This is a genomic window from Paenibacillus sp. LHD-38, from assembly GCF_031157315.1.
GTDB lineage: Bacteria > Bacillota > Bacilli > Paenibacillales > Paenibacillaceae > Pristimantibacillus.
In genome coordinates this window covers 43,712-59,150 of the sequence record NZ_JAVIFU010000012.1, presented here as the reverse complement: position 1 = coordinate 59,150, position 15,439 = coordinate 43,712, and the positions used below count along the sequence as shown (strand labels likewise).

Here is a 15,439-nt window from a genome sequence, read left to right as displayed (position 1 = left end):
ATATATATTAATACACGTCACGCTGGTAGCGCTGCTGCTGCTGCATTTCATCCAAGTAAGCCGCAGCTTCTTCTGCGCTTAATGAACCTTCTTGTTGAATAATAGTTAACAACGCTGAATGCACATCATGTGCCATATGCTTCTCATCGCCGCAAATATAAACATGGGCGCCTTCTTTAAGCCATTCAAACAGCTCGCGGCCTTTCTCCAGCAAACGGTGCTGTACGTAAACTTTCTCTTCCGTATCACGGGAAAAAGCCACATCTAGCTTCGTCAGTACGCCGTCTTTAAGCATTCTCTGCCAATCCGTCTGATACAAGAAATCAGTAACAAAATGACGGTCGCCATAGAATAACCAAGATTTCCCTTCAACGCCAAGCTCTTCGCGTTCCTCAAGGAAAGCACGGAACGGAGCAACGCCCGTACCAGGTCCAATCATGATAACCGGCGCATCCGGGTTCGACGGCAGCTTGAAATTCGGATTTTCTTGGATGTAAATTGGAAGGCTATCGCCGGGTTGAACGCGATCCGCGCAATGAATCGAACATACGCCGTAACGATCACGGCCATGTGCTTCATAACGGACAGCTCTAATCGTTAGGTGAACCTCATCTTCATTCGCTTTGAAGCTGCTTGCGATTGAATACAACCGTGCCGGAAGCTTGCGCAATATGCCTACAAATTCGCTAGCTGTAGCCTGCCAAGGTGCAAAATCCTGTACCAAATCAAGCAGATCACGGCCGTTGATGTAATCTTTGAGTTCTTGCTCTTTGCCCGGAGCCACCAGCTCGCGCAAAGCGGAGTTGGATGATAGTTCGGCTGCTTGCGTAAGCAAAGGCTTCGTCAGTACCGTAATTTCATAATGCTTAAGCAGCGCATCGCGTAATGAGCCCTGCTCGCCGATCTTATTGATCGGCACGATTTCTTCAGGATTCCAATTGAATTCCTGGATAATCGCTTCCACCAATGCAGGGTGGTTCTCCGGATAAATACCAAGGCTATCGCCTGGTTCATATTGTAAATTGGAGCCTTCTAACGACAGCTCCAAATGACGTGTTTCCCGATCAGAGCCGCGACCATTCAAGTTCAAATTCGCGAGCACTTCAGCCTTAAACGGATTCGTGCGTGAGTAAGCTGATGGTTCAGCTTTAACTTCATTGATAGAATCGCTGACTGCAGCAGCTGCACCAGAAGAACCGTTCATGCGCTCTGTCAAAGAGCTAATAACCTGTGCGGACCAGCTTGCGACGAACTCGTCATAATCCAGATCACAATCCACGCGCGGAGCAAGGCGGTTTCCGCCAAGTTCCTCAAGGCGTTGATCAAAATCCTTGCCCGTTTGACAGAAAAACTCATACGAAGTATCACCTAACGCCAACACGGAGAAATACAGGTTGTCGAATTGTGGTGCTCTCTTGCTGTAAAGGAATTCATGGAAAGCCCGAGCATTGTCTGGCGGCTCGCCTTCGCCATGCGTACTTACGACCAGCAATAAATTTTCAACCTTTTTCAAGCCATTCGTCTTGAATTTGTTCATTGGAGCAAGCGTGACTTGCATGCCTTGCTCTTCAAGCTTGCGTGACAAGCTAGTAGCTAGTCTCTGACAATTTCCGGTTTGGGAACCAAAGAGCACCGTTACCTCACGAGAAGCCGCAGGCTGACTGCTTGTGGCGATGCTTTCCGCTGCGCCGGCAGCTTCTGTAATCACTTGAACATCACCAGCAATGGATGGCGCACTAGCGGATGCTTGACGAGCGAACAAAAAGCCTGTAAGCCATACTTGCTGCGATTCCGTCAGCGTTGGCAGAAGGCGGTTTAAAAGCTCGACTTGCTCTTGGTTAAAAGGACTGTTCGTTACCTGAAGTTGCAACAATATCCACCTCTCATAAACATAAAATCAACTTTTATTTTCATAGTCAGTAAAATAACAGTACTTCATCAGTACTCTAATATTACTTAACCTAACATAATCAGACAAAACCTTCAATCGGGTACGTTCTTGCAAAAAAATCCATTTTTATGCAAAAATCCATTATTCGCCGCAAAAATAAAGAAATCAGGGCATTTTGCCCTGATTTCTTTAGATTTATTAGAAAAAGTAATGGCTTGGATATAAATAAGTGATAGGTCTTTTTTTACGTTTTCCTTGCATATTTCCCTAATTGAAAACCATTCTCGTCGCTTCATGAAAATTACAATAATTGCTCCAAAAAGGATGCGCGAAATTACTCAAAAGTATTTCTTATGTAACTTATAAAATAATAAAATAAAAGAGTGCAGCTAACGCAAAACGATAATAAGCAAACCATGAAAGTTTGATTTTTTTCATCATGTTGATGAATGTTACAACAGCAATCATGCCGACGATAAACGCTGCGATAAGACCGATTAAAAATAGAGGTAAATCTGCCGTTGTAAGAAACTCTCGGCTCTTCAGCAGATCGATTCCGCTAGCGGCCGCCATAATCGGCACCGATACGAGAAACGTGAATTCCGCTGCCGCTTTCTGGCTAACGCCGAACAGCATGCCTCCCGATATCGTGGATCCCGAACGCGAGAAGCCCGGCCAAAGAGCTAGCACCTGAAAGCATCCTACCGCGAAGGCCTGCTTATAGGTAATGTCATCAAGCTCCTCCGCGCTCGGCTTCTTTCGAACGCGATCGGCGATAATCATCAATATTCCGCCGGCAACGAGGCCGATTAGAACTTTTTCGGCTGTAAACAGTTCTCCTTTTATGAACGAGTGAAGCAATACAGCGCATGCGCCAGCCGGAGCCATTGCTAAAATAATATGTAAGGCATTCAATCCAGAGCCTTTGCCTATCTTAAAATTAAGCAGGCTTGCAAAGCGCTTTCGGTACAAAACGAGCACTGCCAGCACCGCACCGAATTGAATAACGACCTCAAAGGTCTTCGCGCGGTCTCCTGTGAAATTAAGCAGCTCAGCCGTCAAAATCAAGTGGCCCGTTGATGATACAGGTAAAAACTCGGTCAGTCCTTCAACAATCCCCATAATTATCGCATTAATTAAATCGCCCAACGCCCGATCTCCCCCTCGAATTTGGCTGCAATTTTTTTGCTCCTTACCAGTTTATGCATGTCCGTATGTGCCCATTTCACTTTCAAGCAATTCCGTTTGAATTTCGATTTTCCGAATACGATTATCGTCACGCTCGCGAATGATGAAGGTTATGTTGTCATACGTCCACGGCTCCCCAATGGGCAGTTCCGGCTTCAGGTTGAAAAGCCAGCCTCCGATAGAGTCTACCTCGTCGCATACGAGGTCAGTTCCCGCAGCTTCGTTCACATCGCTAATCAGCGCTTTACCATTCACTAAATAACGCTGCTGCTCCAATATTTCAATTTCCTTCACTTCATCCTCGTCAAACTCATCGCGGATTTCCCCTACAATCTCCTCGATGATATCCTCGATGGTGATAAGCCCTGCCGTTCCGCCGTACTCATCCAATAATATGGAAATGTGGACGCGATCCTGCTGCATTTTGCGGAGAAGCTTATTGATAGGCATCACCTCTGGTACCGACATGACCGGCTGCATAAGTGAGTTTACTTCAATATTTCGATCTGATTCGTAACGCAGAAAAAACTGTTTCGTATTCAGTATCCCAATGATATTATCCTTGCTGCCTTTAGCGACAGGAAAGCGGGTATACTGCTCTTTCTTTATAATCGCTAAGTTTTCTTCGAGAGATAGATTCACGTATAAACAAACCATATCGGTTCTAGGTACCATAATCTCACGTGCCAGCCGATCGTCGAACGCGAAAATGCGGCTCACATAGCCATATTCGCTTTTGTTTATTTTCCCGCTTTCATAGCTCTCCGATAATATGATACGGATCTCTTCTTCGGAATGCGCTTCATGCTCGTTCGCTGGCTTCAATCCCAGCAGCCTGACCAATGAATTCGCAGATCCGTTAAGCAGCCAAATGAACGGATACATCACCTTGTAGAACACGATGATAATCGGTGCCGTTACCTGACTGACTTGCTCCGATTTGATGATGGCTAACGTCTTCGGAGCTAATTCTCCAAGCACCACATGCAAATAAGTCACGATCAAGAAGGAGATGACGAAAGACAGCACATTACTGATATCGCCCTCCAAATGTAATCGATCGAAAATCGGATGCAAAATAAGCTCAATAGTGGGTTCACCAAGCCAACCAAGTCCAAGCGCAGTAATCGTAATGCCAAGCTGACAAGCGGATAAATAACCGTCCAGCTTGTTCGTTACTTGCTCAATGGCTTTGGCATTTTTGATCCCTTCGGCCACCATCTGGTTCACGCGGCTTGAGCGCATTCGAATAATAGCGAATTCCGTCGCTACGAAGAATGCGGTAAATACGAGCAGCAACACAAATAATGCAAGCTTTAAAACCATCGTCTTCTCCCTTTTATGCAAATGGAGATGCTATTAGTAGCCTACCTCAACGGATGCATTAACGACGTAGATCAAATCGTTTTTATCATCTTTATCCGGAAGAACTACACCGCTAGTCGTGAGCATGCCACCGTCCAGCACCTCAATGGTCACTTGGCCATATGGCAGCACAGCTTTCACCTGCTCTACATCGAGCAGCTCATGATCGCAAGGAAGCGCGAGCCTTACGCGCACCTTCATGTTGTCCAGCGTTCCGCCTGGCAGCACTGACCGCAGTCCCGGCATCGAATTGTGGTGAATGGCGTTTTGTACCGCCCGCACCGATGCCTTCGTAATATTTTGACCGTGCAGATCGCATCCCATGCCTATTTCTATAAAAAATAAGTTGTCCACTTAAATATCCTCTCCCTCAGTCTTAAAATTCATACCTGCCGGCTTGTTTACCAAGGCACATCATCGTTACTGCTTGTACCTTCGCCTGCAGGCGTGTAGCTGTAACCCGAGTCAGCATCCTCAGCAGGCACTTTGCTGCCAATACGAGGCATGACATCAACTAAATCCAATGGCTGTACGAGCTCAACCGGCGACATGCCCTTCTCAAACTGGAAGAAGTCGCCTTCGATGACAACGACATATCGGCCATTATGCTTGGCAAAATGAATGCTGTCGCCAAAATCAGCCAAAAGTCCTTTTACCGTTACGTCGCCCAGCTTAAATGAAAACGGCAAATCCGGCTTCTGTTCAACCAAAGCAGCGGCCGCGACCTCTACCTGCTCCGGAGTCCACCATTCCTGAATGTCGCGCTTCTCGCTTGCCGCCCATACCTCAACCGCATTTTCTTCCTCGCGGCGCTCGGAGCTCTCATCCTCTTGCCATTTGTCAGCGATATATTGATGTACCATCTCAACAACCTGCTCACCCATAACCTCAGGCAGCGGCTTCTCATAAGAAACATACTTCAAGAAATCCTCGAAATAGCGGGCATGCGACGCTTGATGGATTTTGAGCTCCCAATGCTCGAGCATCCCTTCCTCCGGCATATGCGGATATTGAATCGACTTGATGCTGCGGGCGCTGATTGCCATTTCAACTTGCGAGATCAAGTTTTTCTCATCGGAGATTCTTGCGATCTTCGGTTCAAAATCACATTTTAGCAAAAATAGAAAAGGCTCATCGAAATACGTATTCAGCTTCGAGAGGGCAATAATAAACGCGCCTCCCCTCACCGCGCTCGTATCCATATAAATCCGGACGAGCTCGTCTGCGATTCCGATAAACCGTTCCTTCGAATCGGCATCGCGAAGCCGTTGAAACAAATTGTAGTTTTGGTTGCTGCCAAGCTCATAGCCGGGCTCGACCATAAACCTGCCGATTTTCGTAGGCGCGTTTGCAGAGTTTGGATTACGCTCTACCTTTCTTTTTACGATCCGCTTAAACTCGTCGTCCAGAAACTTTTGTATCTCGCTGTCCTCATAGGTGTCCTCTTCTAAAGTCTGATAATGCTTGAATCGTTTGCCTGACGAGGTCGCGCTCTCCTCTCCATCGGTATGGATAACGAAAAAAGATAAATATTGCATATTAAAATCCACGTTTATAATTCCTCCAAGCCAGCTGATGTCATCTCCTTAGGATAGCATATCTCGACACGTCGCGACATCAGCCGTGAGAACCTCGCAGGATGATAAAGCTGAACAAGTAAACATGGCATATTAGCCGCAAAAGCATAGCTAAACACAATTATCATGCTCCATCCTCATTCCAAAGCATGAACAGGGGGTCAAAAGCAGCATATACCAATGGGCCCAATCGCCTCGCCGCGTTTCTATCGTAAACAAGCTGAATATCCATGAGGGTATGGGCTACCGTTTTGATACGGGACCTTCTATTTTGACAATGCCTTGGGTTCTGGAGCAGCTGTTTGCATCCGCTGAAAAGAGATTGGAAGATTATATGACTTTAAAACGAGTGGAGCCGCAATGGCGTGCAAAGTATGAAGATGGAACAGCGCTGGATATTCTAGGGGATTTGCCGGGTATGCTGGCTCAGATAGGTTCATTATCTTCAGCAGACAGAGAACATTTCTTTCGTTATATGGATTATTGCCGGCAGCAATATGAGCTCAGCCTGAAAAGCTTCTATAGCCGTTCAATCACAGGAATTTCGGATATGCGCCAGCAGCACAGTGGTGCGAACGGCGGTTCCATTTACGGGGTTGTAACGGACCGCAAGCTGAACGGCGGTTTCAAAATCCCTTCCCGCAGCGCCATGATTGGCAACTTGTATTTTGTCGGCGGATCAACGCATCCTGGCGGAGGTGTGCCGATGGTTACTTTAAGCGGCCAATTAACCGCTGACTTGATTCGTGAAGATTTATTGAAGCAAGCCGTTATTTAAATCTCAGTAAGGCATAGGCTGGGTCCGATAGACCGGCGAGCGTTCGATATCGTCATAGCTGCGATGCCATATCCCTGTCGTTGCAGGAGACATCGGCGGTATGAGCCATGACCAACGTCCCGTTACCTGCCTTCCCTTCTCTTGCTCCTGCTTCTCGAATCGCAGAAATTGCTCGGCAGCCGTGTGATGGTCGACTATACTAACGCCGTGCTTCTTGAAAGAATGGAGCACGGCTAAGTTTAGTTCGATTAATGCCTTATCCTTCCACAGCGAAGTATTCGTCGTCATGTCCAATTGAAAAAGCCTTGCTACAGCAGGCAGCTGGTTATATCGATTCGTATCGGACAAATTTCTTGCGCCAATCTCAGTCCCCATATACCATCCGTTAAACGGTGCAGCCGCGTACGATATGCCTCCGATTTCAAGCTCCATATCGGAAACAAAAGGAACCGCATACCACTGCAAACCCAACTGTACGAAACGTTCATTTTCAGGATGGGATAACGGCACCTCCAGCACAGTCTCCTCGGGCAGCGTAAACCACTTCGGCTTTTGATCGCCTTTCTGAATCACAAGCGGTAACACATCATAGCGTGTTCCTTCACCTTTCCAACCCAGCTTCTCGCAAGCTGCCGTAAGGGCTAAGGATGCCGAATCCCCCACGATTTCTTCCTTATTGCCGTACCCTGCGTAACGAACAAGCTGATGATTCCAAATACGTATGCGATTTTTTGAACCGTTAGCCGGAAAAATCGTAATTGCCGGACGAACCTTGCCGTTATTCGTGGCATAATTCATATGCTGGAAAATACGATTTGCCGCATCAAGCTCGTCATCAGTATCACGCGCATCGAATACTTCTAGCGTTTGCCAAAACAACCGGCCGATACAGCGGTTATTGTTTCGCCATGCCATCCTCGCGCCGTGCTTAAGCTCCTCATAGGTATGTACATAGGTGCCCGTTCGATCAATCTCCTGCATGACCTCTTGGATTCGACGCTTTGCGTCCTCCTCGGTTTTCTCGAGCTCAAAATAGGCTTCGCCTAAAAAAGCTGCCGCTTGTTCGGCAATTTGTTTTCTCATGGTCATCGTCATTCTGCTTTTGCCTCGTTCTCTGCGATCTTTATCATGACTCTGCGTTTTCTATACAGCATGGTCGCAGCCTCAGCCACGTCATTCAGCATGCCGCGGTTAATAAAAGCACCGAACAGCATGCCTGCCACAGGAATCATTTGGAACAGCTTCTTCCACCCGAAATTATCTCGGTATACCGTCACGACCTCGCGCCAGCCTTGCAATTGCGACATCATTTGGCTGCTGCGGTTTGCTTTATCATAAGCGCTGAGCTCCTCAAGAATAGCCTTTTTCCCTACGATATCCGACGATGCAAATTGCATCACTTTGACAGCAAAAACGCGCTCCTCCTTAAGCTTCGGGTCAAAACCGTAACAAATGGCAATCTCTTGAATAATCTTCAGCGATAATCCGAGTACGGCCGGTATATCTACCGCTAACGTGAAAATCCCGCCTATTCCGGTTGTTGCGCCCTGCAGCGTTGCCATCGTGGAACGGCTTGAAGCTAATTGCTCGGCAGATAAATTCATGACCGATAGAGGCATTTGAGCAGCATGCTCGATGACTAGCAGCTCTCCTTCCTCGGATTGAATCCTGCTTTCCTGACCAGCGTTCCGCTGCAGTCGTTCAATAACCGAACGCTCTGAAATGAGATATTTGCCGCCATTCTGAATGTAGCTGCCAATCTCATCTACCGCTTGTCCCAGCTTTTCTTGAATGATTTTCGGTGTAATTTTATCGAGCAGCATGAACGGCAGTCGTCCAAGCTTCTCCCAGAACCAAAGATCTTTTTGAGCTCGCTCCCAAGCTTCAATCTCTTGTAGGGAAGTCTTTAATTCGTCTTGCGTATCGTAGTCCAGCGCCACTTCGTTCACTCTCCTTCTTTCGCAAGTAATACGCGGTTAGGAACCATTCGGATTCGTTGTTCACATTATTGTTCTAATTTGCGCCCCGTAAACAGCAGCATAATGAACGAAAAGACAACGATCGCTGCGGTCCATGCCCAAGCCATCGTCGTTTCACCGGTCTCAACGGCAATATAGATGGCGGTAGGGACGGTTTGAGTCCGTCCAGGTATATTACCCGCAATCATCAAGGTTGCACCAAACTCCCCTATGCTTCTAGCAAACCCAAGAAGGTACGCCGTAGTTAGCGACCGTTTTGCCAGAGGCAGCGTAATAAAGCGAAAAACCTGAATCTCGTTCCCCCCTGCCGAGCGTGCGGCATCCTCCAAATGCCGGTCTACCGATAGAAAGCCTGCTTTGCTTGTTTGGTAAACGAGCGGGAACGCAACAATGACCGCCGCGATAACCGCGGCGATCCAGGAGAAAACGATAGGCTGCGTAAATAACCACTCATATGCTTGCCCGATCCAGCTGCCTCTGCCTAGTAAAACAAGCAAAATGAATCCGACAACGGTTGGAGGAAGGACAAGCGGCAGCATAAAAAACGTTTCAACGATGCTTTTGCCTCGAAAGGAATGCCGCGTCATGAATCGTGCGACGAGCATTCCGATAAGGGCAACGATAATGCTTGCGATAATAGATATTTTTAAAGATAGCCAAACAGGCGACAGCCAATCGTCCCAGTTCATTTCGTGAAGCCTCCGGTCAGACAGTAAGATGCTATTTATTATACCGAAGACTGGCTTATTCGCCCAGCAAAAATGTGAGTTCCCCTCGGTAATACAGCTTCAGCTTGTGCAGAGCACGCGTGCATCCTACATACAAAAGCTTCGCATCCAGCGATGCGTAGGCTTCAGCACCGGCATCCGCAACGAGCACCGCATCGAATTCCAGCCCTTTCGATAAATAGACCGGAACAACCGACAAACCGCCTCCATAGGCAGGCTGCTTGCTCTGTACGAGCGATGCTTCGTGCCCTTGTCCGATCAAATACTGGTGAATGTGTTCACACTCAAGCGCTGTCCTACCGATGATGGAGATCGTTTCATAATCGCCTGCTGCTTGCCATTCCCGTACGGTTGCTTCAATGGCCGATAGCCAGCTTTCGCTGGATACCTGCTCGGTTATAACAGAATCGCCGCTTCGGAAAACAGGAACGGCAGGTTTGACGCCGCCAGTCATGCTTCCTAAAATTTTATTCGCAAATTCGATAATCTCCATCGTCGATCGGTAGGAACGGTTTAGCTCATAGAATCCAATCTTCTCTTCTTCGAATAATACCGTCAGCTCATCCCAGCTTTGTACGCCCGCATACGCATGAATTCCCTGCTGCAAGTCGCCTAAAACAGTCATCGATGCCGTTCTTTGGCAGAGTCGAAGGACTTCCAGCTGAAAAGGAGAGTAATCTTGAGCCTCGTCAATCACGATGTGATCGAAGGCCTGCTTCGGCAAACCGAACAGCTGAAGCTGAATATAAGCTAGCGGAGCCAAATCCTCCGCTGCAGCTATCCCATTTTTCAATCGCTCAGCCGTGGCTGCAGAAATGCGCTTAGGAATGCTGCCAAGCGATTGCTTCCCGCTAAACAAGGAAGCATAGAGCTGCAATGAGGTATATGCCGGAATTTTTTTGGTATAGCTGTTGAACTTCGTAAGTGCCTTTGCTCTTACCTTCTTATCCGCAATGCCTTTCATTTTGAACTCGGATTCAAACCAGCGGCGGATTCGGCTAACCAGACGATCCCGCTTCTTCATAAGCGTCTCTTCGCCGTAATCCGTATCATACCATTCGCGCATTTGTGCCGGCGAAAGCTCAAGACCATCGATGGGTACGAATGGCACCACAGGAACAATACGCTGTTCAAAATCAGTGATTCGTTCATCTACTATCGCTTTAAAGGCCAAACTCCCTTTAAATCTCCCGGAAGCATGTTCAATTTCATCCGCGGTTCGGCGTTCTTCAAACCAATAGGTCATTGTATCAGATGGATCGCTTACCGCTATCGTTTTCTCAAGCAGCTCAACCGTCCAATCGCTGAAAGTGGTTTGTTGGATATCACCTACGCCAAGCTCCGGCAATACGCCGGATATGTAGTCGAGAAACATGCGGTTGGGTGCAAATATGATCATACGTTCCGCTCGCATACGGTCGGCATATTGATAGAGCAAGAAAGCAAGCCTGTGCAGAGCAACGGTCGTTTTACCGCTTCCCGCCACGCCTTGTATGAACAAAGCTTTGTTTCGATCCGCACGAATAATCTTGTCCTGCTCGCCTTGTATGGTGGAGACGATATCGCGCAGCTTATTGTCCTTATTCTCGCCCAGGCGATATAGCAGAAACTCATCCGTCACGCTGCCCTCTTCCTGGCCGCGTACATAGCTGTCGACCAAGCGAACGAGCTCTCCTTGACGAATCATGAAGTTCCTTTTCAAATGAACATATCCTTCGATATCCCCGTCAGGCGATTCATACGAAGCAGGAGCTTCTCCGCCTGTAAAGGAATAAAAAACGCTTGCTGCTGGCGCACGCCAATCGATGACGAGCAATTCATTGCTGTCTTGCTTGGCTACGCCTGCTTTTCCGATATATAGCGGCTTTTTATCGCCTGCCGGCAGCTCTTGAAAATCAATGCGGCCGAAATACGGCTCGCGTTTCGAGATCTCTAGTCTTAACCTGCGTTCCTCTTGCTGCAAATCGAGCATTTGCTCCGTAAAGTCGTCGCCCTTGTACCGGGGTCCGATCGCCTGCAGCTGAGTCAAAATGTCCTGCAGTGATTTCGTTAATCGTTCTTGTTCTTCTTGATAGGCACTTTGAACTGGCAAGTCAGTTACCTCCTAAGTTATGGTGTTCGAGATAAAAAAAGAGAAGCCCCAATATACCATAGGACGGCTTCTCAATGCAATCAAGAGTTTGGAGCCATTCCAATGAGCCAAACAGCTCCTAGAATGAGCAGCAAATTCAAACCAATTAAAAGTGGAATGCCCACTGTAAAAGTGCGGTGCTTTGTTTTATGGCGCCAAGCTTTCATCGCAAGCCAAGTGCCTCCAGCACCGCCTATTGCGCTAAGCAGGAACAAGCGTTTTTCAGGGACGCGCCTGCGCTGCTTCTTCGCGCTCTTTTTATCAAAGCCCATCAACGAAAAGGTGTATATGTTCATTATAAGTAAATAGATAATAAGCAAAAAATACAGCATTGCTTCAGCCACATCCTCTCTTTATTGCCGACAAGTCATATAGGTTGAGCAGCTGTCCAGCCGGTTAACGAGGCCCCGGCCTCGGTTTAGTACGGTTCGTCGGTACAGCCGCATAAGGATCATCCGGCCAATAATGCTTCGGGTAACGTCCCTTGAGATCCTTTTTGACCTCAAAATAAGCATTCTCCCAAAAGCTGGCCAGATCGCGCGTGACTTGGACAGGCCGCTGCGACGGCGACAACAGATGCAGCGTGACAGGCAGTCTCCCTCTTGCCAATCTTGGCGTATCCTTCATTCCAAAGAGCTCCTGAAGACGTACCGCTAGGACGGGAGATTCGGGATCGCTGTAATCCACAGGAATACGTGATCCGCTCGGCACAACGATATGCGTTGGAACCTGTTCGTCGAGCTCCTGCTTCTGTTTCCAGCTAAGACTGCTCTCAAGCAGCTGCAGCATTGGGAGCTTCTGTAAATCCGAGCGGCTCTTCATTCCGAAAATATGCGGTTTCAGCCAATCCTCCAGCGTGCTCAGCAGCGCTTCGTCAGAAGCCTCAGGCCAATCATTGCCGGCAAGCGACATTAGCATCATCCTAGCCTTCAACTGCTGCGCCTGCTTGGTCATCGGCAGCAGCGCAAAGCCTGTTTGACGAATAGCCGCGAGCATCACATTAGCGACCTGTTGCTCATCAGGGCGCTGCAGGATGGTTTCATTGATCATGATTGCGCCTAGCCACGTACGCTTCCTCGCCCGCACGGCTTGAGCCGATGCATCCCATTCGATGGTTTCCTCGCTCACTAAATGCTCAGGCAAATACCGTTCGATATCGCTTAATTGCAGCTCAGCCGCAATCCGTATTCGGCCTTCCGTTCCGGCATCGTCAAGTTCGCATATCGCAAGATAAGGAAAGAGAGACAAGGGCTGCTGCTCCGGCAGCGCTGCCCCTCGCCCATTGGCCAATAAATACCGGCCGTCGCTGCGCCGCTGCGCGATGCGGTCGGGATAAGCAAATGCAAGGAGAACGCCGAGCGGAATGGGATCCGATGGCCGGACCTGTATTCCAGCCTCTTCTTGTGGCAAGGCCAGCCGCGCCCATTGTTCGGCTTGCGCCATGATCCGGCGCGCGGCTCCGGCGGCTGGATGCTCCGAGCCGGTTTGTCCGTTCGGCCTTCGGCCATAACCAGACAAATCCTTGAGAAGCTCCAGCCGAAGCTGAATATCGACATTCCGTTCCTGTGGAAGCAGATCTCGTTCATTTAATAAAGCCGCCGTCTCACAAGCGACACGCGCTGCGCCAAAGCCTGCCGCCTGCAAAATCATCGCTCCTAACCGCGGATGTAATCCAAACTTCGCCATTTTGACACCAATTGCGGTTGGTTTCCCACTCGCAACAATCGCGTTCAGCTGAAGGAGCAGCGAAGCGGCTTGTTCATAAGCCGCCTCGGGCGGCGAGGTTAACCACTCCAGCTCTAGCGGATCCTGTATGCCCCATATGGCTAGCTCAAGCACAAGTGAAGCAAGATCCGCTTCCAGCAGCTCAGGCTTGCTCTGCTCAGGCAGATATGAATGCTCTTGCTCCGTCCAAAGCCGGAAGCATACGCCGGGTGCCAGCCGTCCCGCTCTGCCTCGCCGCTGATCAGCTGAAGCCGCGGAGACAGGCACCGTTTCCAGTCTGCTCATTCCTGTTTTTGGCGAAAACTTGGGGACGCGCATCAGACCGCTGTCCACAACGATTTTGATACCCTCGACCGTCAGGCTCGATTCAGCAATGGTTGTCGCAAGAACAACCTTTCGTTCACCGGGTGAGCATGGAGCTATTGCGGCATCCTGCTTCTCTAGCGGAAGACTGCCATGCAGCTCTTCAATCCGAATGGATGAGGTAAGACCAGACTCGTTCAGCCACCTTGCCGTGCGGCGGATCTCTGCGACACCCGGCAGAAACGCTAATACATCGCCTTCATATGCGCGCAGCGACTCAGCAATCGTCCGAGCCATTTGGGGCTCGATCGGACCGTTCACCCTAGATGTCGCATAATGCGTCTCGACCGGAAAAACCCGGCCTTCACTGCGAATGACCGGCGCGCCGCCAAGCAGCTCGGCAATCGGAGCCGCATCCAGCGTTGCGGACATGACGAGCAAGCGCAAATCCTCACGCAGCAGTGACTGCGACTGCAAGCAGAGCGCTAATCCCAGATCGCCATGCAAATGTCTTTCATGAAATTCATCAAAAATAACGGCGCCAATCGTTTCCAGCGCCGGATCCTCCTGCAGCATACGCGTCAAAACACCCTCTGTTACAACCTCAATGCGCGTCTTCGGCCCTATGCGAGTATCCAATCTTACACGGTAGCCAACCGTTTGCCCGACCTGTTCGCCTAAAGACCTTGCCATAAACTGGGCGGCTGAACGAGCAGCCAGCCTCCGCGGTTCCAGCATAATGATTTTCTTTCCGGACAACCAAGGCTGATCCAGCAGCGCAAGGGGCACACGGGTTGTTTTCCCCGCTCCCGGCTGCGCCACTAATACGGCATTCATTCCGCCGCGCAGCGATTCCTGAAGCTGAGGCAATACCGTATCAATCGGCAATAACAGTTGACTCATACTGATTGCTCCCTTACCTTGTACCATCTTATTTTATAATTCTCAGCATTTGCACGACCGGACGGTTATCGCCAGGCAGCGAAGCCTCGCTGCTCAATAACTGGGATGAACCGTCGCCGTCTAGAAAAATCCCGTCAACCAGCATACCCTCGCCAACCGTCTGGATAATGGCTTCCCTAAATAACGCAAGTGGACCCTTTGTCTCGCTCACGATTAAATACAACGCTCCCTCTTTATCGAAAGCAGCAGCTGAACGAAGACGGTCATCTTCTGGAAACGGCGCATTCTCAATCTCCGTCTGCTTGATCCAATTCGCATCATCGCCTAGGCTCATGCTGATTCCGCCTTGCGCCCAAAATCGCGTGTGATCCTTTACCTTAAGCTCCGAAGCTTTGCTTGCGACCTGTACGCTTAGCAAGTCCGAAGCGCCATCCCAGACAAGCGTTCCCCGGGCGTATTTCACGTTCTCGCTGCCTGTTCCAAAATTGCCAATTCCCTTATTGACCGGGATACTGTTTACCACGCCGATACTTAGCAATTGCTCGCCATAAAAAAAGCCGCCGTTAATTCCGACCTTACCCGTCAGCGTGATATTGTTATTAATCGTCTCCAGCGTGACATAGGCTGGTTTCGTCTTCAGCACATGCAGCGTCATTCCATTTGGAGAGGTATGCGAATCATAGGTATAATGCAATGCTTGCTCCGATTGCAATAGGTTAGCTTCATTGCGGTTGCCAAGCGCGATTATCATTAAATAAAGCATAATGACCAAAGCAAGCAGGATGCCTGCCAAAATACCAATGACCGCAAACAGCCGTTTTCTGCTCAGCGTAGCAGTATCTTTCACTTCCATTGCGGATCAATCTCCTTC

The 15,439-nt window shown here is 49.1% G+C and carries 12 protein-coding genes and 1 pseudogene; 1 reads left to right on the top strand and 12 read right to left on the bottom strand.

Annotated features, from left to right (window positions below; all coding sequences use genetic code 11):
• Positions 1–7 precede the first annotated feature (7 nt).
• The 5 genes from RCO25_RS12350 to RCO25_RS12330 form a co-directional block, all read right to left on the bottom strand.
• Positions 8–1,870, bottom strand: a complete 1,863-nt coding sequence (locus tag RCO25_RS12350; RefSeq protein WP_308996547.1) for an assimilatory sulfite reductase (NADPH) flavoprotein subunit — start codon at positions 1,868–1,870, stop codon at positions 8–10.
• Between the two features lie 381 nt (positions 1,871–2,251).
• Positions 2,252–3,040 (bottom strand): undecaprenyl-diphosphate phosphatase, encoded by a 789-nt coding sequence (locus tag RCO25_RS12345; protein ID WP_308996452.1) that lies wholly within the window; start codon positions 3,038–3,040, stop codon positions 2,252–2,254.
• 51 nt (positions 3,041–3,091) lie between these two features.
• A complete protein-coding gene (locus RCO25_RS12340) occupies positions 3,092–4,405 on the bottom strand; it encodes a hemolysin family protein (RefSeq protein WP_308996451.1) in 1,314 nt (437 codons plus the stop codon).
• A gap of 33 nt (positions 4,406–4,438) precedes the next feature.
• A complete protein-coding gene (locus tag RCO25_RS12335; protein ID WP_308996450.1) occupies positions 4,439–4,798 on the bottom strand; it encodes a Lin0512 family protein in 360 nt (119 codons plus the stop codon).
• Between the two features lie 47 nt (positions 4,799–4,845).
• Positions 4,846–5,994 carry a DUF3900 domain-containing protein gene (locus RCO25_RS12330; RefSeq protein WP_308996449.1) on the bottom strand — a complete coding sequence of 383 codons (1,149 nt, stop codon included), beginning with the start codon at positions 5,992–5,994 and terminating at the stop codon, positions 4,846–4,848.
• Positions 5,995–6,592: 598 nt separating this feature from the next.
• Here RCO25_RS12330 and RCO25_RS35100 point away from each other — a divergent pair.
• Positions 6,593–6,799 (top strand): annotated as a pseudogene (locus tag RCO25_RS35100) (phytoene desaturase family protein); the annotation flags it as partial.
• A gap of 3 nt (positions 6,800–6,802) precedes the next feature.
• Here the strand turns inward: RCO25_RS35100 and RCO25_RS12320 are convergent.
• The 7 genes from RCO25_RS12320 to RCO25_RS12290 all read right to left on the bottom strand — a co-directional run bounded on the left by RCO25_RS12320 (position 6,803) and on the right by RCO25_RS12290 (position 15,421).
• On the bottom strand, positions 6,803–7,888 hold the full coding sequence (locus RCO25_RS12320; protein WP_308996447.1) for a nitric oxide synthase oxygenase: 1,086 nt from the start codon (positions 7,886–7,888) through the stop codon (positions 6,803–6,805).
• A 2-nt stretch (positions 7,889–7,890) separates the two neighbouring features.
• Positions 7,891–8,748, bottom strand: a complete 858-nt coding sequence (locus RCO25_RS12315; RefSeq protein WP_308996446.1) for an EcsC family protein — start codon at positions 8,746–8,748, stop codon at positions 7,891–7,893.
• Positions 8,749–8,804: 56 nt separating this feature from the next.
• Positions 8,805–9,467 carry a molybdate ABC transporter permease subunit gene (gene modB, locus RCO25_RS12310; protein ID WP_308996445.1) on the bottom strand — a complete coding sequence of 221 codons (663 nt, stop codon included), beginning with the start codon at positions 9,465–9,467 and terminating at the stop codon, positions 8,805–8,807.
• Positions 9,468–9,522: 55 nt separating this feature from the next.
• The gene (locus RCO25_RS12305; RefSeq protein WP_308996444.1) at positions 9,523–11,598 is read right to left on the bottom strand and encodes a HelD family protein; all 2,076 of its coding nucleotides are present in this window, start codon (positions 11,596–11,598) and stop codon (positions 9,523–9,525) included.
• An 80-nt stretch (positions 11,599–11,678) separates the two neighbouring features.
• Positions 11,679–11,969: a DUF1294 domain-containing protein gene (locus RCO25_RS12300; protein ID WP_308996443.1), complete on the bottom strand. Its 291-nt coding sequence runs from the start codon at positions 11,967–11,969 to the stop codon at positions 11,679–11,681.
• Positions 11,970–12,033: 64 nt separating this feature from the next.
• Positions 12,034–14,568 carry an ATP-dependent helicase HrpB gene (hrpB, locus tag RCO25_RS12295; RefSeq protein WP_308996442.1) on the bottom strand — a complete coding sequence of 845 codons (2,535 nt, stop codon included), beginning with the start codon at positions 14,566–14,568 and terminating at the stop codon, positions 12,034–12,036.
• Positions 14,569–14,596: 28 nt separating this feature from the next.
• Positions 14,597–15,421, bottom strand: coding sequence for a hypothetical protein (locus tag RCO25_RS12290; protein WP_308996441.1), 825 nt, complete (start codon positions 15,419–15,421; stop codon positions 14,597–14,599).
• Positions 15,422–15,439 lie beyond the last annotated feature (18 nt).